This window comes from Pararhizobium sp. LjRoot238 (genome assembly GCF_964252955.1).
In the GTDB taxonomy this organism is placed as follows: Bacteria; Pseudomonadota; Alphaproteobacteria; order Rhizobiales; family Rhizobiaceae; genus Pararhizobium.
The window spans coordinates 3173285-3198729 of the sequence record NZ_CAXUPP020000001.1; the positions used below are offsets into that span (position 1 = coordinate 3173285).

Below are 25445 nucleotides of genomic sequence, written 5' to 3' on the forward strand. Positions count from 1 at the left end.
CGGAGCGGCCGCTCCGGGGTTTTTCTTTGCCTGCGATCGACAAAGGAAAGGAACAGGGCCGGCGCAAACGCCGGCTCTGTCACGGTTAGTTGAAGGATGGCGGGGCGCTAAGATCGTTGGCGGGCTTCTGCTGGCTTCCCGAACCGTTCTGATCCGTTGGTTGCTGGCCGCTGCCATCGAGCGGATTGCCGCCCGGCAATTGCAGGCCGCCCGGCAGGCCGAGGCCGCCGCCATTGTCGGGCAGTGTCAGGCCGCCTCCGCCGGTGCCGAAGCCGGGGACCTCGATCTTGATTGTGGCTGGATCGACCACGGCGGCGTCGCCCTTGTAGTGCATGACCATTTGCGGGAACACGATCGTCAACGCCACCATCAGGATCTGGATGCCGACGAAGGGTACCGCACCCCAATAGATCTGCCCCGTGGTCACCGGCTGCGTCAGCTTGCCCGTCACCCGGTCGAGATAGGGCACCTTGGCCGCGACCGAGCGCAGGTAGAAGAGCGCGAAGCCGAAGGGCGGATGCATGAAGCTGGTCTGCATGTTGATGCCGAGCAGGACGCCGAACCAGATGAGGTCGATGCCGAGCGCGTTGGCCGCCGGTGCGAGCAGCGGCACGATGATGAAGGCGAGCTCGAAGAAATCCAGGAAGAAGGCCAGGAAGAAGACAAGCAGGTTGACGGTGATCAGGAAGCCCGTTTCACCGCCGGGCATCCCAACCAGCAGGTGCTCGACCCAGATATGGCCGTTGACGCCGTAGAAGGTGAGCGAGAACACCCGTGCGCCGATCAGGATGAACAGCACGAAGGCCGACAGCCGTGTCGTGGCGGTCAGAGCGGAGCGCACGACATCCAGGGTCAGCCGTCCCTTGGCTGCCGCCATGATCAGGGCGCCGACAGCACCCATGGCGCCGCCTTCCGTCGGCGTCGCAATGCCGAGGAAGATCGTGCCGAGAACGAGGAAGATCAGCGCCAGCGGCGGGATCAGGACGATGATGACCTGCTGGGCAAGTCTGGACATCGCATTGATCTTCAGACCCCGGTCGATGAGCGCGACCACGTAGATGAAGGCCACGCCGACGGTCGCGCCGAGGATGTCGGCATTTTCGCCTTGTGTCGGTGAAAGAAAGATATGAGCGGCGTATGCGATGCCCGCCGCGACAGCCAGCGCCACAAAGAGCGATGCGACGCCCGAGCCGAGCGTGCGTGCTTCAAGTGGCAAGGCCGGCATCGAATCACGCCGGATGAAGGTCATGAGCAGGATGTAGCTCATGTAGAGCCCGGTGAGCACCAGGCCGGGGACCAGGGCACCGGCATACATGTCGCCGACCGAACGGCCGAGCTGGTCGGCAAGAACGATCAGGACCAGTGACGGCGGAATGATCTGGGCAAGCGTGCCGGAGGCGGCAATGACGCCGGAGGCGACACGCCGGTCGTAGCCGTAGCGCAGCATGATCGGCAGCGAGATCAGGCCCATGGCGATGACCGAGGCCGCAACCACGCCGGTTGTGGCCGCGAGCAGCGCTCCAACGAAGATGACCGCATAGGCAAGACCGCCGCGGATCGGTCCGAAGAGCTGGCCGATCGTGTCGAGCAGGTCCTCGGCCATGCCGGATCGTTCGAGCACGATGCCCATGAAAGTAAAGAAGGGGATGGCGAGCAACGTGTCGTTCGACATCACCCCCCAGAACCGTTCGGGCAGCGCGTTGAGGAGCGGCCAGGAGAGGTTGATGGAATCCGACAGCGGGGCGAGTTCGACGCCGATGATGAAGAACAGCAGACCGTTGGCGGCGAGCGAGAAGGCGACGGGATAGCCCAGCAGCAGAAACACGATCAATGATACGAACATGATCGGGGCCATGTTTTCGGCGATGAATTCGATCATGGACGGGCCTCCGGAAGAACGACGTCTTCAAGAGGCGCGTGGGTCGGCGCATAGGGCGACGGGTCGTCCATGTTGCCGGTCATGATCGCGATCTTCTTGATGATCTCCGAAACGCCCTGCAGGGCGAGCAGGATGAAGCCGAAGAGCAGGATGGCCTTGGCCGGCCAGATGATCAGGCCGCCGGCGCTCGAGGAGACTTCGCCGGACATATACGACATCCGGACGTAGGGTATGAAGAAGTAGAGCATCAAAAGCACGAACGGCATCAGGAAGAACACATGGCCGAAGAGGTCGATCCAGTGCTGCACGCGGCGCGAGAATTTGCCGTAGACAACGTCGATGCGGATATGCTCGTTTTGGCTCAGCGTATAAGCGGCAGCGAGCATGAAGGCGGCGCCGAAGAGATACCATTGCGCCTCGAGCCAGGCATTCGACGACATGTTGAATATTTTTCGGATAATGGCGTTGCCGGCGCTGACCAGAACGGCCACCAGGATCAGCCAGGAGACTGATTTGCCGATGATTTCCGTGATACGGTCAATGAGCCTGCTGATACCGAGCAGTGCGGTCATAAAAGTTCCTCCCCCGCCAAGCTGATTGTCGATTTTTGTTGCCAAGCATAGCCACAGTGCTGATTTCAAGGCCTCTTTCAAGCCTTGCACCCGATTTTCCCGTATCGTCACGTCGCGTGATACCAAAGTAGCGTGTGAGCTTCCCGGCAATGCCTAAAGCTTAGGCAAAAATCGTGCAAAAACAGCCTTGCCACCCCCCTGGCGTCCCCCGGCAGTGTCGGCGTCTTTCGGTAACATGGACGACTCGGATTAGCGGCCGTCCAATGTGTCTGAACAGGCACGGCAGGTCTTGAAACGGCGCCGGGTTTCAGGCTGGATGTCCTTAGAAACCCTTGGGGGAAGATATGACCGCGTTGATCCGTAACCCTATTCTACCCGGCTTCAATCCCGACCCGTCCATCTGCCGCGTGGGCGAGGATTACTACATCGCCACCTCCACCTTCGAATGGTATCCCGGCGTGCAGATCCACCACTCGCGCGATCTGGTGAATTGGCGATTGGTCCGGCGTCCGCTGGAGCGGGCAAGCCAGCTCGACATGCGCGGCAATCCCGACAGCTGCGGCGTCTGGGCGCCGTGCCTGTCCCATGCCGACGGCCTGTTCTGGCTGGTCTATACCGACGTCAAGCGTTTCGATGGCAACTTCAAGGATGCGCACAACTATATAGTCACATCATCCTCCATCGAGGACGATTGGTCGGAGCCGATCTACGTCAATTCCTCGGGCTTCGACCCATCGCTGTTCCACGATGACGATGGCCGCAAGTGGTTCCTCAATATGCAGTGGAACCACCGCACCGAGAGCTTTGGCGGTGCGCCGAAGTCGCCCGCCTTCGACGGTATTCTGCTGCAGGAGTGGGACCCGGTCTCGAAAAAGCTCGTCGGGCCGATCAAGAATATCTTCGCCGGCAGTACCCAAGGGCTCGTCGAAGGCCCGCATCTCTTCAAGCGCAATGGCTGGTACTATCTGACGACAGCAGAGGGCGGCACGGGATATGATCACGTGGTAACGATGGCCCGATCGCGGACGATCGAAGGCCCTTACGAGATGCATCCGCAGACGCATCTGATCACCTCCAAGGACGCGCCGGACGCCGTGCTGCAAAGGGCAGGGCATGGCCAGTATATCGAGACGCCCGACGGCCAGGCCTATCATACCCATCTCGCCGGCCGCCCGTTGCCGCCGCTCCGGCGCTGCACGCTCGGCCGCGAGACGGCGCTGCAGAAATGTGTGTGGCGCGATGACGGATGGCTCTATCTGGAGCAGGGTGGTGTCGTGCCGGCCGTCGAGGTTCCGGCGCCGGGCGAGACCGCCGTCATTGAGAAGCCCGCAAGGGTCGAAACCGACTTCGACGGTCCCCGGTTGCCCGAAGATTTCCAATGGCTGCGCACGCCGGTACCCGAGCGGATTTTCTCGCTGACGGACAATCCCGGCCATCTGCGGCTGTTCGGCCGTGAAAGCATCGGCAGCTGGTTCGAACAGGCGCTGGTGGCACGGCGGCAGGAGCATCATTCCTTCCGCGCGGAGACGGTCGTCGAATTCGAGCCGGATACCTATCAACAGGCCGCCGGTCTGACGCATTACTACAACCGCCACAAGTTCCATGCGCTCGCTGTTACCCTGCATGAAAAGCTCGGTCGGGTCGTGACGATCTTCTCCTGCGCCGGCGATTTTCCGCATGCCCGCATGACGTTTCCCGCCGACAGCGGCGTTTCCGTCCCGTTCGGGCGTGTCTACCTGGCGACGGAAATCCGGGGTAACGAGCTGCAGTTCTTCTGGCATCCCGATGGATACCGCGCCTGGCGCAAGATCGGCCCGCTGCTCGATGCGGGCGTCGTTTCCGACGAGGGCGGGCGCGGCGAACATGGCTCGTTCACCGGCGCCTTCGCGGGTATGTTCGCTTTCGATACGTCCGGCCGGGCGCAGGTTGCCGATTTCGATCGCTTTAGCTATGAGGCGTTATAATTCACCATTGAATGAGAATGTTGTTCATTAGATTATTCTTGTAATTGACTGATGTTATTACAATTTTTTAATTTCTGTTTTCAGTTTCCGTTCATCTTTGCAGCCGTAGTTTCGGGGTGTCAAAAACGAAAGGACACCCCATGAAACGTCTCTTGATCGCACTGGTCGCCAGTTCCTTCCTGACGGCGCCGATGGCTCTCGCGCAGCCGGCAAAGCCGTTCGAAGTTGTTCAGGTGAAGGAGCGCCACGTCGAAAAGAACGTGTACAAGTATGGCAACAAGAAGATCGTCGAACAGCGCGTCGTCGTGAAAAAGCGCTGGGCGCGTGGCCATCGCCTGTCGCCGGCTGAGCGCCGCCGCATCGCCGCGGTCAATGATTACCGCCGCTACAGGCTCTACGCGCCGCAGCGCGGCCAGCAGTGGGTTCGCGTCGACAACGACTTCCTGCTGATCAGCGTCGCGACCGGCGTGATCGTCAGCCTCGCAACCCGCTAGGCAAGATGATCGAGAGGCGGCGTCGAGCCGCCTTTCGCAAACAGGGCGTGGCGCTGGCGCCGCTAACTTGCCCTGGCGGACCAATCGGCGAACGGATCGGGCAGGGTCCGCCACCGCTCAGGCGTGAAACTCCCGGCGTTCACAAGGCAATCATCAAGTTCAGCTTCCAGCGCCGCCTGGTCCATCGGATCGGCGCCGATGAAGACGATCTCCTGGCGCCGGTCGCCCCAGACCGGATCCAGATAGGGCTTCATCATGGTCAGAAACCCCGGATCGTCCGGCCACTGCGCCTTGGGAACCGCCGACCACCAGAGCCCCATCTTCGACGTGCGCACCATGGGACCCGCCTGGCTCAGTTCACCGGCATGGTGCGGACGCGTCGCCAGCCAGAAGAAGCCCTTGGCGCGAACCACGCCCGGCCATGCGCGGTTGATGAAGGCGTGAAACCGGGTGGGGTCGAACGGCTTTTTCGCCCGGTAAACAAAGGAGCGAATGCCATATTCCTCCGTTTCCGGCACATGGTCCCTGAAGCCGTGCAGTTCCTTGTACCAAAGCGGATGCTGTTCGGCCTTCAGCATATCGAACAGCCCGGTGCCCAGAACATCCCGCAGCGCCACCCGCCCGAAATCCGTCTCGATCAGCCGCGCATCCGGATTGAGACCGACGACGATCTTGCGGGCCGCGTCGCGCTGTTTGGCCGTTGCGCTACCGGTCTTGTTGAGGATGACGACATCGGCGAATTCGATCTGTTCGACCAAGAGGTCGACGAGCGTTCGGTTGTCGCCGTCTCCGGCCGTTTCGCCGCGGTCGGCGAGGAAGTCATCGGAGGAATAGTCGGCCAGAAGGCTGGCGGCATCGACGACGGTCACCATCGTATCCAGCCGCGCAACATCGGAGAGGCTGGCGCCATTCTCGTCGCGAAATTCGAACGTCGTCGCAACGGGAAGTGGTTCGGCAATGCCGGTCGATTCGATCAGCAGGTAGTCGAAGCGGTCCTGTTCCGCCAGCTTGCGCACCTCGTTCAGCAGGTCGTCGCGCAGCGTGCAGCAGATGCAGCCATTGGTCATCTCGACCAGCTGTTCCTCCGTCCGCGACAGGTTCGCGCCGCCGTCGCGCACCAAAGCGGCGTCGATATTCACTTCGCTCATGTCGTTGACGATCACCGCAACCCGCAGCCCGTCGCGATTGTTGAGGATGTGATTGAGCACCGTGGTCTTTCCGGCGCCGAGAAAGCCGGAGAGAACGGTGACCGGAAGTCTGTCGGACATCGCCCGTATCCTTTATGTTATACTATTACATTTAATGATCTGAAAAAGGCGGGCCTGTGGCCCGCCTCTCTCAGTCGCTGGGAGGAGCCTGTTTAGCTGCCGTTGGAAAGGCAGGTTTTCAGCGAGGTACCGATGGCTTCCATCAACTGGAAATAGAGGTCGGGGCCGGCATCGAGGGTGGCGGCTTCCGGGTCGAGCGTGCCCGATTTCGCCGGCGTGCCTTCGAGCACGACGTTGACGAGCTTCGGTTCGAACTGCGGTTCGGCAAAGACGCAGGTGGCGCCGAGCTCGACGATCTTGGCGTGGATCTCCGACAGGCGCTCGGCGCCCGGCAGGACCTCGGGGCTGACGGTGATCGAGCCCGCCACCTTCACTTGATAGCGATGCTCGAAATACTGGTAGGCATCGTGAAAGACGATGAAGGGCTTGTCCTTGATTGGTGCGACGGTTTCCGTAAGCGTCTTGTCGAGCGCGTCGAGCCGGGTGCTCAGGGCGTCGAGATTGGTCTTGTAAGTTGAAGCATTGTCCGGATCGGCAGCGGCAAGCGTCTTTTCGATCTCGGCCGCCATCACCTTGGCGTTGGCCGGATCGAGCCAGAGGTGCATGTCGAACTCGCCCTCTTCGTCGTGATGGCCTTCCTCGTGGGCGTGATCCTCGCCGCCTTGCGCGCCTGCTTCGTGTTCGTCGCCATCGTCATGTGCCTCGAACGCGCCGCCTTCGCGGAATTTCAGCTTTTCAAGTCCGGGCGCGTCGTCCAGTTCGACAACCTTCGCGCCGCTGCCAAGCGATTCCAGCGGTTTTTCCAGAAAGGCTTCCAGCCCATGGCCGACCCAGAAGACGATGTTGGCGTTTTCCAGCGCCGAGGCGTTGGAGGGCTTCATGCTGTAGGTGTGGGGGGAGGCGGCGCCCTCGACGATCAGCGCCGGTTCGCCGATCCCTTTCATGATCGAGGCGACCAGCGAATGGATCGGCTTGATCGAGACGACGACGTTCGGGACTTCGGCATGGGCGGTGCCCGTTGCCAGAAGCATGGAGGGGGCGAAAAGCAGGGAGGATGTCAAAAGGAGGGATTTTTTCAGGCTCATGCGGGGACTCCTGTCTTGTAAATCAATGTAATGTTATTACATCAATTGCGTTATGCTATAACGTGTGGCATAGCGGCTGGCAACACCTCACCCGGATTTTTTTGATGCTGAATTTCCGCACGTCCGACCAGAAGCCACTCGTCCTCATGAACAATGCCGGCGTGCGCCGCAACGGCCGCTGGCTGGTGCGCGGCGTCGAGTTCTCCATCAACCGCGGCGAGATCGTCACGCTGATCGGCCCGAACGGCTCGGGCAAATCGACGACCGCGAAAGCCGCGATCGGCGTGCTGAAGCCGGACGAGGGCTGGGTCGAGCGAAAGCCGGGCCTGAAGGTCGGTTATGTGCCGCAGAAACTGGCCATCGACTGGACGCTACCCCTGACGGTCGAGCGCCTGATGACGCTGACCGGCCCGCTGAAGGGCCGCGAGATCGAGGAGGCGCTCCATTCCACCGGCATCGCGCATCTTGCCCGTGCCGAGGTGCAGCATCTTTCCGGCGGCGAGTTCCAGCGGGCGCTGCTTGCCCGCGCCATTGCCCGCAAGCCCGATCTGCTCGTTCTCGACGAACCGGTACAGGGCGTCGATTTCTCCGGCGAGATCGCGCTTTACGACCTGATCAAATCCATCCGCAACCAGACCGGCTGCGGCATCCTGCTGATCTCGCATGACCTGCATGTGGTGATGGCCGAGACCGATACGGTGATCTGCCTCAACGGCCATGTCTGCTGCCGCGGCACGCCGCAGATGGTCAGCCAAAGCCCGGAATATCTGAAGCTGTTCGGCAGCCGCGCGGCCAAGACGCTTGCCGTCTACAGCCACGATCACGACCACACCCATCTGCCGGACGGCCGCGTGCTGCATGCCGATGGCAGCATCACTGAGCATTGCCATCCGGACGACGGCCATCATCATGGCGCCCACGCTCATGGCGATCATGACCATGCCGATCATGACCACGGCCCGGATTGCGGTTGCGGCCATCAGAGCCGCCTGCAGGGATTCGACAACAAGGAGACGCGCCGTGTTTGACGATTTCTTCACCCGCGCGCTCATTGCCGGCATCGGCCTTGCCATTACGGTCGGTCCGCTCGGCTGTTTCGTCATCTGGCGCCGCATGGCCTATTTCGGCGACACCATGGCCCATTCGGCATTGCTCGGCGTGGCGTTGTCGCTGCTGTTCGAACTCAATCTGATGCTCAGCGTCTTCATCGTCGCCGCAGCCGTGTCGCTGCTTCTGCTTCTGCTGCAAAAGCGCGGCGCGCTCTCGACAGACGCGCTGCTCGGCATCCTCTCCCATTCGGCGCTGTCGATCGGCCTTGTCATGGTTGCCTTCATGAGCTGGGTGCGGATCGACCTCGTCGGCTTCCTGTTCGGCGATATTCTCGCCGTCTCCGAAGCGGATATCGATCTCGTCTGGGGTGGCGGTATTCTCGTTCTCTTTGCCATCGTCTATCTCTGGCGGCCGCTGCTTGCCTCCACTGTCAATCCGGAACTGGCCGAGGCCGAAGGCCTGCAGCCGGAGCGGGCGCGGCTCTATTTCATGCTGCTGATGGCCTTGGTGATAGCGATCGCCATGAAGATCGTCGGCATCCTCTTGATCACCTCGCTGCTGATCATCCCGGCGGCAACCGCCCGGCGCTTTGCCACGTCACCCGAGATCATGGCCGTGCTCGCCTCGGTCATCGGCGCGCTCGCCGTCACCGGCGGATTGTTCGGCTCGCTGCACTTCGATACGCCGTCCGGTCCCTCGATCGTGGTTGCGGCGATGGGGCTTTTCGTGCTCAGCCTTTTGCCGTTCGGCCGGAACGGAGAATCCGAAACGGCTATTCACTCGACGCATGGAGGGCATCACTGATGGCGCAGCAACTCACCAAGAACCAGACGCTGGTGCTCGATGCGCTCACCCATGCGGACGGCCCGCTCAGTGCCTACACCATCCTCGACAAACTGCGCGACCATGGTTTTCGTGCTCCGCTTCAGGTTTATCGCGCGCTGGACAAGCTGCTCGAATTCGGCATGATCCACCGGCTCGAAAGCCTCAACTCCTTCGTTGCCTGCACGCATCCGGATCATCATCACCATGATCACGGCGTTACCGCCTTTGCGATCTGCGAGGATTGCGGCCAGGTGACCGAAATGCATGATGCGGGTATCGAGGAGCGGCTCTCGGTGCTTGCCGGCAGGGAGCATTTCAAGACCGAAAAGACGACGATCGAGATTCGCGGCCACTGTCAGAACTGCACCTGCGCATAATCTCCGTCAGGCCCCGTCAAAGCCGTATCCATTTCAAGCGGATGTCCGAACATCCGGTCTATCGAGGTTCAGACGTGAACAATCGCGAGTCGATGTCCGATTTCCTGTTTTCCGCGCATTCACACGGCCACGCCCATGTTCATCCAGCGCAGGACATGGCCGAAACCGCCATTGATCCGGTCTACGGCATGACCGTGAAACCCAATGCTGGAAAACCGGGCCTCGATTATCGGCGCACGACCTAAAATTTCTGCAGCCAGCGTTGCCACGGCCGCTTCGGTGTCGATCCCTGGTTCTTCCTGTCCGGCCATGTGAAGGACAAGCCGAAGGTCGTGAAGAAGGCGAAACTCTAGCTAGCGCTCACGCGCGCCGATCCAGAAACTTGCCCCAAGTGTCCGGCTGGTTCGTCCCTGCAGTCGTCCTTGTCGCACTGGCGGCTTTTTGTCGGCTGGCTGGTGCTTGGTCCGCAACCGTCGTTCATCTATGGGCTGGTCGCCGCTGTCTCCGTCCTCATCATTGCCTGCCCCTGTGCGCCCGGTCTCGCCACGCTGATCTCGATCATGACGGCGACGGCAGGGGCGCCCAGTCCGGTGTGCTCGTCCGCGAAGCCGCGGCGCTGGAGCGTCTCGCGGCCATCGATGTGCTGATCGTCGACAAGACCGGCACGCTGACTGAAGGTAAGCAGCGCCTGACGGATGTGCTTGTGGAGCCTAACTATCCCGCTGACCACACGCCGGTCATCCACGCGCGGAATGCCACGCGTCCGGGGGAAAAAGGGTTCAATGCGCTTAAGCTGAGCCTTAGTCAGCCAGAAGACATCGGCAGGTCCTCCTGCCGCGCTTGAATCACGATGTCACATCAAGATGGAATTAGAGTTTGCAAAGGTCTGCTTTTCGGACAAACCGGACATGGAACGGGGTCGTCTTCAATCTCGGTGAGTTTGCCTTGACAGCTTGCCAGCCCCGCAGCCATGATTTTGGCCAAGGAGGAGCCTCACGATGACCATCACCATTACCGCCTTTGAACGGTCACCCGATGGCGGCAAGGGACTGGCGCGTGATACACGCGTTCGCTGGGCGCTGGAAGAAGTGGGCCAACCTTACGAGGTTCGTCTTGTTTCGTTCAGGGCGATGAAGGAACCCGCACATCTGGCGCTTCATCCTTTCGGGCAGATTCCGACCTACGAAGAAGGCGATCTCGGCTTGTTCGAGACGGGGGCGATCGTGTTCCATATCGCGGAGCGCCATGCGGGCCTGTTGCCAGACGATGCGAATGCCCGGGCGCGCGCGATCACATGGATGTTCGCCGCGCTCAGCACGGTGGAGCCGCCGATCCTTGAACTCGGAACAGCCAGGCTCCTTGAGGGCGACAAGTCCTGGTCCGCGCAACGCATGCCTCTCGTCGAGGATCGCGTCCGTAACCGGCTGGGCCAACTTTCCCTTCGCCTTGGCGATGCCGACTGGCTCGATGGTCCGTTCAGCGCGGGCGACCTGATGATGGTGTCGGTGCTGCTCCGGTTGAAAGCGTCGGGTATGCTGGACGAATATCCGAACCTCTCCGCCTATGTGGCCCGCGGCGAAGCGCGGCCCGCCTACAGGCGTGCCTTCGACGCTCAATTGGCGGTTAACAAGCCACCGGCCGGCTGATTGAGGTCCGTCCTGGCTCGAAGTCGTCATCCGAGTTTTTCGTTCAGTTTATGGGGCCTGACCCTACTTTTCCGGAAAACCGGCTGCTGATGCTGGTTGCCGTTTCCGACTTCGAAGCGGTCAACGGCAAGGGCGTCTCCGGCCGGGTGGACGGAGATCGTGTGCTGGCAGGCAATGCCGCGATGCAGGCGGACGCGAGGATCGATACCTCTGCCTTTGCCGGCCACGCTCCGGCTGAGATGATTGAAGCTCTGAGAACAGCTACTCGATGATCGACAGGCTCGTCGCGAAAAGCTGCCATTTCTTGACATAGCCATTCGCCGACGTCTTCAAGCCGGCGACAGCCGTCTCATCCAGCAGCCGGATAGCCTTCGCCGGTGCGCCGACGATCAGGGAATTGTCGGGAAAGACCTTGCCTTCCGTCACCAGCGCATTGGCGCCTACGAGGCAGTTGTTGCCGATCACAGCGCCGTTCAGCACCGTTGCGCCCATGCCGATCAGCGAATTTTCGCCAATGGTGCAGCCGTGCACGATGGCGTGATGGCCAATGGTGCAGCCTTCGCCGATCGTTACCGGAAAGCCGGGATCGACATGGATAACGACGCCTTCCTGGATATTGGTGCGGGCGCCGATGCGGATGGGCTCATTGTCGCCGCGCAGCACGGCGCCGAACCAGACGCCGACATCCTTGCCCAGTTCGACCTTGCCGATGACGTGCGCGTCCGGCGCCACCCAATAGCTGCCTTGCGCCGGGACAGATGGTCGTGCTGGGCCAAGTGCATAAAGCGGCATGATGTTTCCTTCGTGTCCTTAAACGACCGTGACGGTCAGCGTCGCAACGCCGTCGATGCCGCAGGAAATCACGTCACCGCGCGACACCGAACCGACACCCGAGGGCGTCCCTGTCATGATGACGTCTCCGGCAGCAAGCGTGAAAAGCTTCGACAGTTCGGCGATGATTTCCGGCACCTTCCAGATCATCTGGTTGAGGTCGCCCTGCTGTTTCCTGTCGCCATTGACCGTCAGCCAGATATTGCCATTCGCTGGATGGCCGATGGTCTCGGCCGGAACGATCTCTGAAACCGGCGCCGAGTGTTCGAAGGCCTTCGCCGCCGCCCATGGCTTGCCCGCCGCCTTTGCCTCTGCCTGCAGGTCGCGGCGGGTGAAGTCGATGCCGACGGCATAGCCATAGACGCAATCGAGGGCGTCGCCGGTATCGACGTTGTCGCCGCCTTTTTTCAGCACGACGACGAGTTCGACCTCGTGATGCACGTCGGACGACAGCGGTGGATAGGGAAACTCCGCTTGCTGTGCTGTCAGATTGTCCGGGTTTTTCTGAAAGAAGAAGGGCGGTTCGCGGTCGGGGTCATGGCCCATCTCGATTGCGTGGGCCGCATAGTTGCGGCCAACGCAGTAGACGCGGCGAACGGGAAAGGCCCGATCGGATTTCGCAACCGGCAACAGAACCGGGGCGGGAAGGGGAATTACAGTGGTCATCGGTATCCAGGCATTCGATTGCGAATGCCTGACGATAGCACCCCTTTACGGGGCGGGGAAAGATGCTTCAACTGCAGGCGTAGGCCTCGAGCTGGTCACGTGTCAGAAACCGGCTGCCGGCCCGGGAATTGAGGTCCGGATGGGTGTATTCCAGGCTGGGGACATCCGGAAGCTCAAGCGCCTGGCGCACGGTCATGATGCCGACATCACGGCGATCAGTGCCACGTTTCAAGCTGACTTCAACGATGCGATACAGATTTTCCTCTACCATGTGTTCTCTCCCGTCGCTTTATTTTTTGTTTATGGCTGCAGTAGCTACTCCGAAATTGGTTTTTATGAGGCACCTCATCTAATAACATGCCACAGGTAAACGAATCACAACAGTCATTTTTCAGCAGATGCTTGGAATTCGTGTCGTGATGACACGTGATCTTCTATCAAAAGAGGCTGTTTGGACGTATTTTTCGAGCATACGCCCAGATTGCGGGCATCCTCTCCGTTCTTTATGGAACAATATTACTTTTGGGATGTTTCCTTGCTGAAGAAGAAGAGGAGCATGAAGATGGCCAATACCAAAAATTTGCGAACCGGTTTCACGCGGTAGCCCGGACCGCGCACGAGCATCCGTCGGCAACCAGCACGGCGCTGCTCATTTTCGGCGCCGCGGCTTTCGTTGCCGGCTATCTGATCGGCAGCGCCTCGATCCCGCCACCCCAGCGCAGCCGCTATCGGTAATTGCTGCGCCGCATAAGATTTCACTTGATTTTGATGCAATGCAGCAATAAAGTCATATTTATCGCAGTGATTCACCTCCTCCCGAAAAGCTGCGATCGATCAGCGGTCACCTCCTCCCGACCGTGGGTCATTTTCAGAAGCCTGCCGCACCTCCTCCCGCGGCAGGCTTTTTTCGTTTTGCCGTCTGCCCAGCGGGAACCAAATCAGCTATTCTGAAGTTGGCAAGAAAATCGGAGGAGACGCTCATGCCATATACCAAATGGTCCAATCCTGTGGAGGTCGGGTTTGCCCACACAGGCTCTCAGATCGTGCAGGGACCGTTCGATGCCCTGATCTGCCTGATGGACACCTGGCCGGATCTGCGCGGTCCGCGCTACGTCGCCGCCAGAAGCTTGTGCCGTGCAGCGCTCGACGGCCGCAGGTCGCCCGAGGAAGCAAGGGAAGTGTTCATTTCGGCCGCGAAAGAGGCAAAGCTTCAGGCGCATTGACGCGTCCGGCACAGGATTGCGAAAACCGGCCGCGCATCAACCCGCGGCATCTTGCCGTCGTTTTTGCGGCAGAGCCGGTTCGCACGATTGAAATCGATCGTCGTTACATGCCGGCGATGGGCCAGGCGGTTTTCTCGCTCCTCTTGCCTTACGTGCCTCTGCACCTTGTCGTCACGCGCAGTCATCCGCAAAGTTCCGTCTCGCTTTCAAAACCGGCCCGCTGTATAAGGCCGCGATTAATGGCGCCGTTTAGCCGGATGATACCTTCCCGCTTGTGCGCCCCAGCCTCATTATGCTGCCTGCGAAGTGTGCGGGGATGAAAGTGTTTTCATGAGCGACGAAACAACATTGGCGGCTGGCGCGAGCGGTTCGGCGTATTTCAAGGCACCGGTGTTTGCCGTGGCGCCGATGATCGACTGGACGGATCGTCACTACCGGTTTCTGGCCCGGCAGCTTTCCAAGCATGCGCTGCTCTATACCGAAATGATCGTCTCCGAGGCGATCCTGCGCGGCGACCGGGAGCGGTTGCTGGGGCTCGATGACACCGAGCAGCCGGTGGCGCTGCAACTCGGCGGCAATGATCCGGGCAAGATGGCGGAAGCGGCGCGGATCGGCGAAGATTTCGGCTATGCCGAGATCAACATGAATGTCGGCTGTCCCTCGGACCGGGTGCAGTCGGGCACGTTCGGCGCCTGCCTGATGCGCGAGCCGGCCGTGGTGGCCGATTGCGTGGCGGCGATGAAGGCGGCGGTGTCGATCCCGGTGACGGTCAAATGCCGGATCGGCGTCGATGACCAGGAGCCGGAAGTGGCCCTGCGCGATCTCGTTTCCCAGGTCACAGAGGCCGGCACGGATGCCGTCTGGGTGCATGCGCGAAAAGCCTGGCTGCAGGGGCTGTCGCCGAAGGAGAACCGGGATATTCCGCCGCTGGATTATGGTCTGGTTCATCGTCTCAAATCAGAAAATCCTCATCTTTTCATTGGCCTGAATGGCGGTCTTGGCAGTTTGAATCAGGCCCTTGAGGAACTGAATCAGCAGACTGAGGTGGAGCGGGATGCGGGCGGGCTGCACACTTTTCCTCATCCCGCTCTGGACGGCGTCATGCTCGGCCGGACCGCCTATCATGATAGCGCCATGCTGACGGCCGTGGACCAGTATTTTTCGCATCCGCTGACGGGGGCTTCCGCCATCGATCTCAGCGCCGAGGCCTTTACCGCCAATGGGCACCGGCAGTCACTGGCGTTCTGGGCCGGTGTCCGCGATGCGATGATGGCGCATGCGGCCCGGCATATCGCCTCGGGCGGACGGCTCATTCATGTCACGCGGCACATGGTCGGGCTGTTCCAGGGTTGGCCGGGGGCGCGGCGGTTCCGGCAGATCCTGTCGGCCGATGCGACGCGGGCAGGGGCCGGGCCGGAGGTGATCGCCGCCGCCTTTGACGCGGTTCTTTCGGCAGCCGAGGCGAAGCAGGCGGCGGAATAGCGAATAGCGAATAGCGAATAGCGAATAGTGAGTAGTGAGTAGTGAGTAGCCAGTAAGGCTTTGATTCTATTGGCTACTGGCTATTCGCTATCACAAAAAAACGGCGCCCGGAGGACGCCGTCAATTCAGTCATCGCAAAGCGATCAAATCTAGGCTTAGGCAGCCTGGATGTTGACGGCCTTCGGGCCCTTGCCCATGCGATCCGGCTCGGTGTCGAAGGTGACCTGCTGGCCGTCCTTCAGGGTCTGGAGACCAGCGGCCTGCAGCGCGGAGATGTGGACAAAAACGTCCTTGGCGCCGCCTTCCGGCGTGATGAAACCAAAACCCTTGTCCTGGTTGAAGAATTTTACGGTGCCCTTGGTGGCCATGGGAGAAGTCCTTATTTCCCTTGATGATGTGCCTTCACCCCTGCCAGGGTGGAGACCTTTTTTCTTTCCGATTTTGTCTTTGTTCCGGAAAGCCAGTCGGTGAAGTCGATAACGGGGAAAGAACGTCTACAGTGCCGTTTCGGCACGCCCGGATTTCTCCGGGACCATACAGCCAGTCCAGTCTCCGGGATGCAAACGCCCGAACGTTGAAATAATTGGCAGCAATTCGTGAAAATAGCAAGCGATTTATCCCCGATATTTCAACCGCATGCTGTCCTTGCCGCTTGAGGCGCGCCGCAGGTTGCGTCTTGTGCCGCAATGGGACAGCCGGCCGGGGAAAACCGCCCGCCGCCCTCTTGTCTCCACAATTTCGTCCCGACCATGGGCGAAGAGGGGCAGCCGGCGGGCAGCGGTCGGGCTTGAAGCCCGGGCCGCGAACCGTTAGGGCGGGAATGACGGATGCTGGACGACGAGGTGGCTTGGTGATCGATCCTTATGAAACGCTCGGGCTTGAGCGCCATGCCGATGGCGATGCGATCAAGACGGCCTATCGCAAGGCGGCGAAGACGGCCCATCCGGACAGCGGCGGCGACACGGAGGAATTCGGCCGGCTGCAGGCCTGCTACGACCTGTTGAAGGATCCGGTGCGCCGCAAGGTCTATGACAGCACCGGCTACGACCCGCAGCTCGCCGACCCGCGCGACCTCAAGGGCATCCTGATGCTGGAGACGCTGGTCAACGAGTTCATCCTCGACGAGCGCGAGCCCGGCAGCTTCGACCCGCTCGCCGCCATGCGCCGCAAGCTGTCGGACGACATCGTCAAAAGCCGCTTCCACATCCTCGAGCTCGAACGCCACCGCGCCCGTGTGCGCCAGCACATCGACCGCCTCGGCCGCCGCCCCGCCGCCGACGTGCTCGGCTCGATGCTGCGCACCCGCTCGCAATCCATCGCCGACGCCATCCGCAATGCCGAGGCGCAGATCGAGGCGATCGAGCAGGCCTACACGATGCTGGAGGGATATTCGTATGAGCTGGAGCTGCTGCCGGAAGTGAAGGCAGCGGAGTAGGGCGGGCGTTTGGGGGCTGCCGTTTGCTGCGGTGGTTTCTGTTTCGCTGGCGCATCCCCATCCTCCGTCATTCCTGTGCCTGTCACAGGAATCCAGCCACGGCGCGTCTGCGCCGTGAGGGACTTTTGCCGGACCGCGCCAAGAGTCTTGCGCGCCGTGGACACGGCGCACTGGATTCCTGTGACGGGCACAGGAATGACGGAGGGCGGAGGCGAGGATGACGGAGAATGGGGATGCGCCTGCCACGCTGCTAGTACCAGCGGACGGGGGCTTGCGCCGCCGCCCGGACGGAGATGACGGGGCGGCCGCGCCGGCCGGTCCCATACCTGTACCACCAGGGCAGGGACCGATGCAGCCAATGGCCGCGCGGCTGGACCCGGCGGACGATCTCGCCGACGAGCCACAGATAGGGATCGTCGACGGCGCGGATGTAGTGATAGAGGAAGTGGAGCTGGTCCCGGTCGGCCCAAAGGCAGGTGTCCAGCAATCGCCTGTAGAGTTTCCGGTCACCGGGGCCGAGACGATCGAGGCAGGCCGAACCTTGCGGCGACCGGCCGAGGCAGCGCCCCTTTCGCCGGCAGGCCGGATTGGCGCAGAGATCGCCCGGCAGGTCGAACATCTCGACGATGCGCGGCGGCAGCGCGGCTTCGCGCAGATCGGAGGCGGTGGGCTTGGCGGGCATGACGTTTCTCCGTTGGTGGCTGGATGGTTGGGACACGGGCACGCCGCCGCTTTCACGCGACCGGCCGGCCCGCGGTTTGCCTCATGTCTCGTGTCCGCCTGCCGGCCTGTCGGCCATGCTTCGGACGGGGCGCTCGCAAGAGCCTCATGGGGTATTGGGTAGGTGGCTCTCGCCAGCGCCCCGTTCGGCGGTTTCTGCCCGCAAACTCGTTCCGCTACGGCCTTTCGGCCCTCTGTGCGATTGCACGCCCGCAGCAGCAGCATCGGCCTGCGGAGGGGAACCTTCTTGCGAACCCCGGTCTCGGGGACTTCCGTCCTTTCCCTGAAACCGGCGCCGGTCCCGCCTCGCTGCCACGGCTGGCAGGGTTTCCGAGGGCGGGACGAGGGCTATTGTAGGGGAGGTTTTGGGGGCGGGGATGAGCGGGGATGTGGCGGAGAGGCGCTCAGCGGCGAAATCTAACATTTAGCCTTTGGCTAAGGTGTTGATTTTGTGCCCACTTACACTGGGCGAGAGGTAGCGAGTGCCGCGCCCTTTCGGTACCCAATGCATCCACGTTTTGAGCGCAGATATCGGGTCGGGCGAGACGGTGTTTATCGCCCGCGGCGTGCCGCACTGGTTCACCAACGACACCGAGCAACTGGCCACCTGTCTCAGTGATCTGATGCCGGGCGTGCTGGGGCCGGAGTGTTTTCGCGAACTGGCGGCGCTGCTCGGGGCCGGCGGGCCGGCGGATATGGCGGCGGTGAAGGCGGTTATGGGGCGGTATCGGTTGGTGGGGTGTAGGGGTGGCGAATATTTAGAGTCGGTCCGGAAAGTTATTCATTTTGAACAGAGCCTTCGCAGCATGAGGCGGATAGACGCCAGCTTGAGGAAGGCGAGCGCGTTGCGCGACAGATTTTCGAAATCCTTGGCCAGCCTGCGGCATCGACCCAGCCATGCGAACGTCCGTTCGACCACCCAGCGCCTCGGCAGAACCTCAAAACCCTTGGCGGTGTCGGAGCGCTTGACGATCGCGGTCGCAAGTCCTGGCATTGCCTTCTTTTGTCCCTTGGCGAAGACAGGCCCCTGATAGCCACCATCGGCGAACAGTTTCTTCAAGAACGGATAGCGCCCGAACAGCGTCTTCAGAACCAGCACGCCACCGTCGCGGTCCTGGATGTCGGCCGGATGAACCAGCGCATGCAGCAGAAGGCCTACCGTATCGACAAGGATATGGCGTTTCTTGCCTTTGATCTTTTTCCCCGCATCATACCCGCCCGGGTCAATGCAGCGCCCCCTTTTTCAGCGCCTTTGACGCTCTGGCTGTCCATGATTGCCGCCGTCGGACTGGCCTCGCGGCCCATCGCCTCACGGCATTTCACGTAGAGTTCCTCATGAATGCGGCCGAGCGTGCCGTCCCAGTTCCACAGGTCGAAATAGCTGAACAGCGTGCTCTTCGGCGGCAGGTCCTTCGGCACTGCCCGCCATTGGCAACCCGTGCTGAGAACATAAAGCAGGCCGTTGAGAACCTCCCGGACATCGACCTCACGCCTGCGACCGCCGTGCTTGGCAGGCGGAATCAAGGGTTCAGCCAGCGCCCATTCCGCATCCGTCAAATCGCTCGGATAGCGCAGACAATCTCGATTGTATTTCCCTCGGTTAGCCTTCGTCCACATCGCGTCCATGCCCTCATCGAATCAATTCAACTGCATGGAATCACAAACGATTCATATCATTCAACTTCTTTATGGACCGACACTTAGAGTTGAAAAACCGCGGTTGAATGCGATACGGATAGCTAAGGAGGTACCATGCCGTCTACAATTACATTGCATTCACCAACCAGTTTTTTAGAAGTAATGCAGATTATTGAAACGTTCCAAATTGCGCATCAGTCTGCATGGTATCGTGGCAGCGGAAAGGATAGCCACCATCTGGTTCCAAGTCTCTTTCGACATCCAAAAAGAAAAACTCCCGATGAATTACATAAGCTAGAGAAAGATCTAGCTTCAACGTTTGCACAACGTTCGCCGCCATTTGTTCAGCAAAGCTTTGAGGACGAATGGGAGCGAATGTTCTATATGCAGCATTATGGTATTCCAACAAGGCTTCTGGATTGGACTGAAAGCCCGTTTGTCGCTTTGTATTTTGCATTAACGACGTGTGCTCGCGGAAAATCAAACAAACCGTCTGACAATGTTGCAATTTGGATGCTTGACCCGAGTGAGTGGAACAAGTCAGCGTTGAGCGATATTTCATACGCTGGTGGGATACTGGACTCTAAAAGAGAACAGGTAAAAAGCTACAGCCCAAACGCTGAGCTTGATGAGAGAAAAAATACCCCCATCATGATATATGGCACCCACAATAGCGCTCGAATTGTCGCTCAGCGAGGGATGTTTGCTCTTTTTGGCAAAAGTACAGATTCTATGGACGTTTCTTATGAGGATCAGACGTTTACGGATGGTACGCTCCAAAAGATTGTGATCTTGAAGGATGATGTTGATAAGGTGGCGACTTCTCTGTTCAGAAAAGGTATTTCGGATTCCACGGTATACCCAGATCTATTCGGCTTATCGCTAGAGTTACGCCGACATTTTGGCTTTTGAGGGCATGATGAGCATATTAAGAATTTCACCTCACAAGCCAATGACTTTGATTTGGTGGTCAAAGAATAGGGACCAGATAGATTTCAATCCGCCTTATCAAAGACGGGGACGTCTCTGGTCGAGTGCTGATAAGGCGTATCTGATTGACTCGATAATTAACGGCTTCGATGTGCCGAAACTCTATCTTGCTGATTTTCAGTTCGGCCAGTCTAAATTAAATACAGCCCGATTGCCTTATGCAATTATAGATGGAAAGCAACGATTGGAGGCTGTATTCGATTTTTTTGATAATAATCTAACATTGAGAGCTGATTTTAAGTATAGAAAAAATATTGATTTGAAGTTATCTGGATTAAGTCTTAAGGATTTAAAAAACAGCTATCCATCGGTGGCAGATGATTTTGAAAATGCTTCACTGGACATTATGAGCGTCTTTGCGGAACAAGAAGATGACATTCATGATATCTTTGTTCGATTGAACCGCTCTAAGCCGCTCACTGGTGCAGAGGTCCGAAACGCAATTGTTGGTCCAGTTCCCGAAGTTATCAGGACTTTAGCTTCTCACGATTTCTTCTTGGAGAATATTAGGTTTGGTGTGAGCCGTGCAGGCGATCTTAACGCCGCCGCGAAAGTTTTGTTTTTTGAGTACGAAAACGCAATGATGCCTACGAAGAAAACGAATTTGGATGAATTCGCCAATGAAAAAGACATTAACAAGGACAAGCTAGAACTTGCGAGCAGACGGGTCATCGATACGTTGGACGTAATGGCGGAAGTATTTATCCCAAAAGACACTTTGCTCGCATCGGCTGGAATTTTCCCGGTATATTATTGGTTCATTAGGGGAATACGACCCGGCGCTCACGGATTTGTACGTGAGTTCCTAGTATGGTTCGAAAACGCACGGCGTGAGAACCGAGAACGTCAGAAGCTTCAACGCGGCTCGGATCTAAATCCAAATTTGGCACGATTCGATACTCTGAATAGGAGTACAAATGATCAGCAAAGCCATTTGGGACGTGTCGATATTTTGGACAAAATTTTTCTAGAGTGGCTTCCTGATGCGTCGCGGGTTAATGTTTTTGTGCCAAGAATCAGCTCATGAAATTTACTTGCTGACTATGGAAAACGTTTGCACAGTTGACCCGTTTTCCATTCGTTTTCTGCGACCTCGCCGCATCGACGCGTTATAGCAATCGACGCCCAGCCTTTGTGCGCGCGCGTATCGATCGTCTGCCCATTCGGCGAGCTATGTTAATGACTTTTACTGCCCCGCCCCATCAAACAACGCACTCAAGCTCCACGGATAGTCCCCCTGTTGGTTGGCGATGTCGTAGACCTTCCAGCCGCCGTGTTCCTTGACGAAGGTGTAGTGCAGCGTCACGGGCTCGAAGTTCTTGAAGGTCACCTCCAACTCGACGGTGTCGTCGATGACGATCGACTGGCCGACGTCGACGTCGGTGGCTTCGTCGTCGTTGCCTGAAATGACCGGATCGAAATCGATGGTGCCGGCGTCGCCGGGTTCAGTGTTGTCGAGGTCGGCCTGGAAGCGGGTGTTCAGCTGGTCGGAGAAGAAGGGCGAATAGAGCGAGGGGGCGTCCGGATCGGTTTCGGCGGTGTCGTAGCGATAGAGGGCTACCAGCAGGGCCTGCGGCGTCCTGAAGGTTTCGGCGGCGGCCGGGAGTGCGGCGAGGGCGGCAAACAGCAAAACGAGGGTGGGCAGGCGCATGCGGGGCTCCCCGCCGAATGATCGGTGATCGATCCGTAGCGGATGGGGGGCGGCAACGCCAAGCGGCATTTTTGGGGATGTGGCGTGGACGCGGCTGGGGTGATCTCCCGCTTGCGGCGGGAGGTGGTCTCCGGGATTTGCCGTCGGCAAACCAGAGGACAGGTTGTGGGTCAGGGGGACGGCGGTGGGCTCGGAGTTTGAGGTGGGTTTACCCCCCTCTGTCGGCTTTGCCGACATCTCCCCCACAAGGGGGGAGATTGGGCCCGCGTTTGTGGCGGTCACCCCACCCCGGCGCTGTGCGCCGACCCTCCCCCTCAAGGGGAGGGTGTCATTGGCCCGGCCGTCCCGTTTTCCCCTTCGTCCGCTTCTGCTGCTTCGCATCGCCCGCATCCTCGTAGGAGCCGACGCCGGGCTTGGCGCGGATGAGGGGTTTGGTGGGGTCACCCCCCTCTGTCGGCTTTGCCGACATCTCCCCCTCAAGGGGGGAGATCGGCTTTGGCATTTGCGGCTTTTCCGGCAGCTTGCCCTTGGTGTTGAGCGGCTTTTCGGTGCGGCCGACGGTCATTTCGTCGAGGGTGTTCTTGCGGAAGAGGGGCCGGGAAGGCGTGGCGATGTCGCGGCCCATCTCGTCGAGGTCGGGTTTGTGGAAGCCGGAATGCCCCTCCCCAACCCTCCCCACAGGGGGGAGGGAGCCGACTGTGGGCGCCGCCGGCTTGCGGGCGGGGCGGGTCATGTCGGTGCCTGGACCCATGTCGTCGAGGCTGGGTTTGGCGAAGAGGCTGCGGCTCTTTCCCTCCCCCTTGTGGGGAGGGTGGCCCGAAGGGTCGGGAGGGGTGTTTGCGGCGGACTCTGAGGGTGGGGTTTTCCCCTCCCCAACCCTCCCCACAAGGGGGAGGGAGTCGATCGAGGGTGTCGTGCCCGGTCCTCGGGTCGCGCTGCGCTTGCCCGAGGATGACGGGGAGGTGCGGCCGCCCTCCAGCGCCCGCGCTTCCTGCCTTGCCATCGGGTCGTCCATGACGGCGAGTTCGGCGGCTTTGAGGCGTTTGATCTCGTCGCGCAGGCGGGCGGCGGTTTCGAAGTCGAGGTCGGCGGCGGCGTTGCGCATCTGTTTTTCGAGCGCTTCGAGATGGGCGGCGAGGTTGTTGCCGACCATGTCGGTGAGGCCGCCCTTGACACCCTTGATGCCGATATCGGCGCGGACATGGTCCTTCTCGTAGACCGAATCGAGGATGTCGGAGATCTTCGCCTTGACCGATTCCGGGGTGATGCCGTTGGCCTCGTTATAGGCCATCTGCTTTTCGCGGCGGCGGGAGGTTTCCTCCATGGCGCGGCTCATCGAGCCGGTGACCGTGTCGGCATAGAGGATGACCTTGCCGTCGACGTTGCGGGCGGCGCGGCCGATGGTCTGGACCAGCGAGGTTTCCGAGCGCAGAAAGCCTTCCTTGTCGGCATCGAGGATGGCGACGAAGCCGCATTCGGGGATGTCGAGGCCTTCGCGCAACAGGTTGATGCCGACCAGCACGTCGAAGGCGCCGAGCCTGAGGTCGCGGATGATCTCGATGCGCTCCAGCGTGTCGATGTCGGAATGCATGTAGCGAACGCGGACACCCTGCTCGTGCAGATATTCGGTGAGGTCCTCGGCCATGCGCTTGGTGAGCACGGTGACGAGGGTGCGGTAGCCGGCGGCCGCGGTCTCGCGGATTTCGCCGAGCACGTCGTCGACCTGGGTTTTGGCCGAGCGGACTTCCACCGGCGGATCGATCAGGCCGGTGGGGCGGATGACCTGTTCGGCGAAGACGCCGCCGGACTGTTCCAGCTCCCACGCCGCAGGCGTCGCCGAGACGGCGATGGTTTCGGGGCGCATGGCGTCCCATTCCTCGAAGCGCAGCGGGCGATTATCCATACATGACGGCAGGCGAAAACCGTATTCGGCCAGCGTCGCCTTGCGGCGGAAGTCGCCACGATACATGCCGCCGATCTGGCTGACGGAGACATGGCTCTCGTCGATGAACAAGAGGGCGTTGTCGGGGATGTATTCGAACAGGGTCGGCGGCGGCTCGCCGGGCTGGCGGCCGGTCAGGTAGCGCGAATAGTTCTCGATGCCGGCGCAGGAGCCGGTCGCCTCGAGCATCTCGATGTCGTAGCGGGTGCGCTGCTCCAGCCGCTGGGCTTCGAGCAGGCGGCCGCCCTTTTCCAGCTCGGCGAGGCGAGCTTTAAGCTCCTCCTTGATCGACTTGATCGCCTGGTTGAGCGTCGGGCGCGGCGTGACATAGTGGGAATTGGCGTAGATCTTGACCGATTTCAGGTCGTCGGTCTTCTGGCCGGTCAGGGGATCGAACTCGGTGATGGCGTCGATCTCGTCGCCGAACATGCTGATACGCCAGGCTGCGTCCTCAAGGTGGGCCGGGAAGATCTCGATGGTATCGCCGCGGACGCGAAAAGAGCCGCGCTGGAAATCCATGTCGCGGCGCTTGTATTGCTGGGCGACGAGGTCGGCGAGCAATTGCCGCTGATCGAGCGTGTCGCCGACCGTCATCTGGAAGGTCATGGCGGTGTAGGTCTCGACCGAGCCGATACCGTAGATGCAGGAGACCGAGGCGACGATGATGACGTCGTCGCGCTCGATCAGCGAGCGGGTGGCCGAGTGGCGCATGCGGTCGATCTGCTCGTTGATCGAGGATTCCTTCTCGATGAAGGTATCCGAGCGCGGCACATAGGCTTCCGGCTGGTAGTAGTCGTAGTAGGAGACGAAATATTCCACCGCGTTGTCGGGGAAGAAGTTCTTGAACTCGGAATAGAGCTGGGCCGCCAGCGTCTTGTTCGGCGCCAGGATGACGGCGGGGCGCTGGGTCGCCTCGATCACCTTGGCCATGGTGAAGGTCTTGCCCGAGCCGGTGACGCCGAGCAGGACCTGGGTGCGGTCGTGGTTGTCGAGGCCCTCGACGAGGTCCTTGATGGCGGTCGGCTGGTCACCGGCGGGCTCGTAGTCGGATTTCATGACGATCTGGATGCCGCCCTCGGATTTTTCCGGGCGGGCGGGCCGGTGCGGCGTCCAGAGCTTGCCGTCCTTGAACAGCGGATTGCCGGATTCGATCAGCGCCGAGAGGGCCTCGACCGTGGCGGTGACGGCGGAGGGGGCGAGCGCATCCTCGAGCGCGGTGTCCATGCCGGCGACCGGGTTGAGGCCGGCGGCGGCGCGGGTCTTGGGGTCGGAGGTGCCGCCCATCGACGTGCCACGGGCACTTCTGCTTGCGCTCACGGCCGTACCGCCCTTCGGGCTGGCCTCCGCGCGGGGCGCCGAACGATCGGCGGCGGACGCTTGTCCGCTGCGCTTCGCTCTGGATGCTTCGATTTCCACCTTCTTGCGGTGTTTTCCGGCTTTGGAGGCAACGTCGTGGCGGGTCTCGATCGTCTCGGCCTCGGCCATGCGCTGCAGCTCTTCGGCCCAGTCGGCGACGTTCGACGACAGCGGCGTGCCTGTCAGCGAGGCCTGAGGGGCTTCCTCGAAGCCAGTGGATTTTTTCGGTGCTTTCGACATGCCGGGGAATATGGCGAGAGTCCGGCGGAAAGGGAAGGGGGCGATGAGTACAAAAAGGCAACGGACAGGCCGGCTACTGCCAGTTTCTGACACAGGGCGACGGCCGCAATC

25 protein-coding genes and 3 pseudogenes are annotated in these 25445 nt (G+C 60.4%); 14 read left to right on the top strand and 14 right to left on the bottom strand.

Translation table 11 applies throughout. From position 1 onward, the window contains the following. Nucleotides 1-85: 85 nt before the first annotated feature. The gene (locus ACSQ3F_RS15380; protein WP_436101022.1) at nt 86-1879 is read right to left on the bottom strand and encodes a TRAP transporter large permease; all 1794 of its coding nucleotides are present in this window, start codon (nt 1877-1879) and stop codon (nt 86-88) included. Then, the gene (locus ACSQ3F_RS15385) at nt 1876-2451 is read right to left on the bottom strand and encodes a TRAP transporter small permease subunit (protein WP_436101023.1); all 576 of its coding nucleotides are present in this window, start codon (nt 2449-2451) and stop codon (nt 1876-1878) included. Before ACSQ3F_RS15385 ends, ACSQ3F_RS15380 begins: the two co-directional genes overlap by 4 nt. A 353-nt stretch (nt 2452-2804) precedes the next feature. On the opposite strand from ACSQ3F_RS15385, the gene ACSQ3F_RS15390 reads away from it, so the two are divergent. Further along, nucleotides 2805-4415 (top strand): glycoside hydrolase family 43 protein, encoded by a 1611-nt coding sequence (locus ACSQ3F_RS15390; RefSeq protein ID WP_436102160.1) that lies wholly within the window; start codon nt 2805-2807, stop codon nt 4413-4415. A gap of 140 nt (nt 4416-4555) precedes the next feature. Further along, nucleotides 4556-4909 (top strand): RcnB family protein, encoded by a 354-nt coding sequence (locus tag ACSQ3F_RS15395; protein ID WP_436101024.1) that lies wholly within the window; start codon nt 4556-4558, stop codon nt 4907-4909. 62 nt (nt 4910-4971) lie between these two features. On the opposite strand, the gene zigA is transcribed toward ACSQ3F_RS15395, so the two are convergent. Beyond that, on the bottom strand, nt 4972-6177 hold the full coding sequence (zigA, locus tag ACSQ3F_RS15400; RefSeq protein WP_436101025.1) for a zinc metallochaperone GTPase ZigA: 1206 nt from the start codon (nt 6175-6177) through the stop codon (nt 4972-4974). A 92-nt stretch (nt 6178-6269) separates the two neighbouring features. After that, nucleotides 6270-7262, bottom strand: coding sequence for a zinc ABC transporter substrate-binding protein ZnuA (znuA, locus tag ACSQ3F_RS15405; RefSeq protein ID WP_436101026.1), 993 nt, complete (start codon nt 7260-7262; stop codon nt 6270-6272). A 104-nt stretch (nt 7263-7366) separates the two neighbouring features. Here znuA and ACSQ3F_RS15410 point away from each other — a divergent pair, with 104 nt between their 5' ends. Genes ACSQ3F_RS15410 through ACSQ3F_RS15420 form a run of 3 tightly spaced genes read left to right on the top strand, consistent with a single transcriptional unit; the run spans nt 7367 to nt 9514 of the window. Then, nucleotides 7367-8290 carry an ATP-binding cassette domain-containing protein gene (locus tag ACSQ3F_RS15410; RefSeq protein WP_436101027.1) on the top strand — a complete coding sequence of 308 codons (924 nt, stop codon included), beginning with the start codon at nt 7367-7369 and terminating at the stop codon, nt 8288-8290. Continuing rightward, nucleotides 8283-9116 (top strand): zinc ABC transporter permease subunit ZnuB, encoded by an 834-nt coding sequence (gene znuB / locus ACSQ3F_RS15415; RefSeq protein ID WP_436101028.1) that lies wholly within the window; start codon nt 8283-8285, stop codon nt 9114-9116. The genes ACSQ3F_RS15410 and znuB overlap by 8 nt, the downstream gene beginning before the upstream one ends. After that, entirely contained in the window at nt 9113-9514 is a 402-nt protein-coding gene (locus ACSQ3F_RS15420; protein WP_436102161.1) for a Fur family transcriptional regulator, read from the top strand. Before znuB ends, ACSQ3F_RS15420 begins: the two co-directional genes overlap by 4 nt. A gap of 119 nt (nt 9515-9633) precedes the next feature. On the opposite strand, the gene ACSQ3F_RS15425 is transcribed toward ACSQ3F_RS15420, so the two are convergent. Beyond that, nucleotides 9634-9825: a hypothetical protein gene (locus ACSQ3F_RS15425; RefSeq protein ID WP_436101029.1), complete on the bottom strand. Its 192-nt coding sequence runs from the start codon at nt 9823-9825 to the stop codon at nt 9634-9636. Nucleotides 9826-9871: 46 nt separating this feature from the next. Between ACSQ3F_RS15425 and ACSQ3F_RS15430 the strand changes: the two are divergent. Further along, nucleotides 9872-10217, top strand: a pseudogene (locus tag ACSQ3F_RS15430) (HAD-IC family P-type ATPase); the annotation flags it as partial. Here ACSQ3F_RS15430 and ACSQ3F_RS15435 read toward each other — a convergent pair. Continuing rightward, nucleotides 10215-10322, bottom strand: a pseudogene (locus ACSQ3F_RS15435) (IS5/IS1182 family transposase); the annotation flags it as partial. The pseudogenes ACSQ3F_RS15430 and ACSQ3F_RS15435 sit on opposite strands and share 3 nt — an antisense overlap. Nucleotides 10323-10512: 190 nt before the next feature. Here ACSQ3F_RS15435 and ACSQ3F_RS15440 point away from each other — a divergent pair. Next, nucleotides 10513-11160 (top strand): glutathione S-transferase family protein, encoded by a 648-nt coding sequence (locus tag ACSQ3F_RS15440; protein ID WP_436101030.1) that lies wholly within the window; start codon nt 10513-10515, stop codon nt 11158-11160. Between the two features lie 89 nt (nt 11161-11249). Beyond that, nucleotides 11250-11432 carry a hypothetical protein gene (locus ACSQ3F_RS15445; protein WP_436101031.1) on the top strand — a complete coding sequence of 61 codons (183 nt, stop codon included), beginning with the start codon at nt 11250-11252 and terminating at the stop codon, nt 11430-11432. Here ACSQ3F_RS15445 and ACSQ3F_RS15450 read toward each other — a convergent pair. The 3 genes from ACSQ3F_RS15450 to ACSQ3F_RS15460 form a co-directional block, all read right to left on the bottom strand. Then, nucleotides 11422-11952, bottom strand: coding sequence for a gamma carbonic anhydrase family protein (locus ACSQ3F_RS15450; RefSeq protein ID WP_436101032.1), 531 nt, complete (start codon nt 11950-11952; stop codon nt 11422-11424). The two genes, ACSQ3F_RS15445 and ACSQ3F_RS15450, sit on opposite strands and share 11 nt — an antisense overlap. Nucleotides 11953-11970: 18 nt before the next feature. Next, the gene (locus tag ACSQ3F_RS15455; RefSeq protein WP_436101033.1) at nt 11971-12657 is read right to left on the bottom strand and encodes a fumarylacetoacetate hydrolase family protein; all 687 of its coding nucleotides are present in this window, start codon (nt 12655-12657) and stop codon (nt 11971-11973) included. 67 nt (nt 12658-12724) lie between these two features. Beyond that, entirely contained in the window at nt 12725-12928 is a 204-nt protein-coding gene (locus ACSQ3F_RS15460) for a hypothetical protein (RefSeq protein ID WP_037122120.1), read from the bottom strand. A 155-nt stretch (nt 12929-13083) separates the two neighbouring features. On the opposite strand from ACSQ3F_RS15460, the gene ACSQ3F_RS15465 reads away from it, so the two are divergent. The 3 genes from ACSQ3F_RS15465 to dusA all read left to right on the top strand — a co-directional run bounded on the left by ACSQ3F_RS15465 (nt 13084) and on the right by dusA (nt 15362). Further along, nucleotides 13084-13392, top strand: a complete 309-nt coding sequence (locus ACSQ3F_RS15465; protein ID WP_436101034.1) for a hypothetical protein — start codon at nt 13084-13086, stop codon at nt 13390-13392. A 245-nt stretch (nt 13393-13637) separates the two neighbouring features. Continuing rightward, nucleotides 13638-13880, top strand: coding sequence for a DUF982 domain-containing protein (locus tag ACSQ3F_RS15470; protein ID WP_436101035.1), 243 nt, complete (start codon nt 13638-13640; stop codon nt 13878-13880). A gap of 330 nt (nt 13881-14210) precedes the next feature. Further along, nucleotides 14211-15362, top strand: coding sequence for a tRNA dihydrouridine(20/20a) synthase DusA (gene dusA / locus ACSQ3F_RS15475; RefSeq protein ID WP_436101036.1), 1152 nt, complete (start codon nt 14211-14213; stop codon nt 15360-15362). 155 nt (nt 15363-15517) lie between these two features. Here the strand turns inward: dusA and ACSQ3F_RS15480 are convergent, their stop codons facing one another. After that, nucleotides 15518-15730, bottom strand: a complete 213-nt coding sequence (locus ACSQ3F_RS15480; protein ID WP_018324555.1) for a cold-shock protein — start codon at nt 15728-15730, stop codon at nt 15518-15520. Between the two features lie 452 nt (nt 15731-16182). Here ACSQ3F_RS15480 and ACSQ3F_RS15485 point away from each other — a divergent pair, with 452 nt between their 5' ends. Then, entirely contained in the window at nt 16183-16797 is a 615-nt protein-coding gene (locus tag ACSQ3F_RS15485) for a J domain-containing protein (protein ID WP_436101037.1), read from the top strand. Nucleotides 16798-17047: 250 nt separating this feature from the next. Here the strand turns inward: ACSQ3F_RS15485 and ACSQ3F_RS15490 are convergent, their stop codons facing one another. Both ACSQ3F_RS15490 and ACSQ3F_RS15495 read right to left on the bottom strand, forming a co-directional pair. Next, complete coding sequence (locus ACSQ3F_RS15490) at nt 17048-17479, bottom strand: hypothetical protein (RefSeq protein ID WP_436101038.1); 432 nt, start codon at nt 17477-17479, stop codon at nt 17048-17050. Between the two features lie 819 nt (nt 17480-18298). After that, nucleotides 18299-19143: pseudogene (locus ACSQ3F_RS15495) on the bottom strand (IS5 family transposase). Nucleotides 19144-19269: 126 nt separating this feature from the next. On the opposite strand from ACSQ3F_RS15495, the gene ACSQ3F_RS15500 reads away from it, so the two are divergent. Beyond that, entirely contained in the window at nt 19270-20067 is a 798-nt protein-coding gene (locus ACSQ3F_RS15500) for an FRG domain-containing protein (protein WP_436101039.1), read from the top strand. Nucleotides 20068-20071: 4 nt separating this feature from the next. Continuing rightward, complete coding sequence (locus tag ACSQ3F_RS15505; protein ID WP_436101040.1) at nt 20072-21172, top strand: DUF262 domain-containing protein; 1101 nt, start codon at nt 20072-20074, stop codon at nt 21170-21172. Nucleotides 21173-21331: 159 nt separating this feature from the next. Here the strand turns inward: ACSQ3F_RS15505 and ACSQ3F_RS15510 are convergent, their stop codons facing one another. Beyond that, nucleotides 21332-21796 (bottom strand): DUF3828 domain-containing protein, encoded by a 465-nt coding sequence (locus tag ACSQ3F_RS15510; protein ID WP_436101041.1) that lies wholly within the window; start codon nt 21794-21796, stop codon nt 21332-21334. Nucleotides 21797-22124: 328 nt separating this feature from the next. Beyond that, nucleotides 22125-25334 carry an excinuclease ABC subunit UvrB gene (gene uvrB, locus ACSQ3F_RS15515; protein ID WP_436101042.1) on the bottom strand — a complete coding sequence of 1070 codons (3210 nt, stop codon included), beginning with the start codon at nt 25332-25334 and terminating at the stop codon, nt 22125-22127. Nucleotides 25335-25445: the final 111 nt, after the last annotated feature.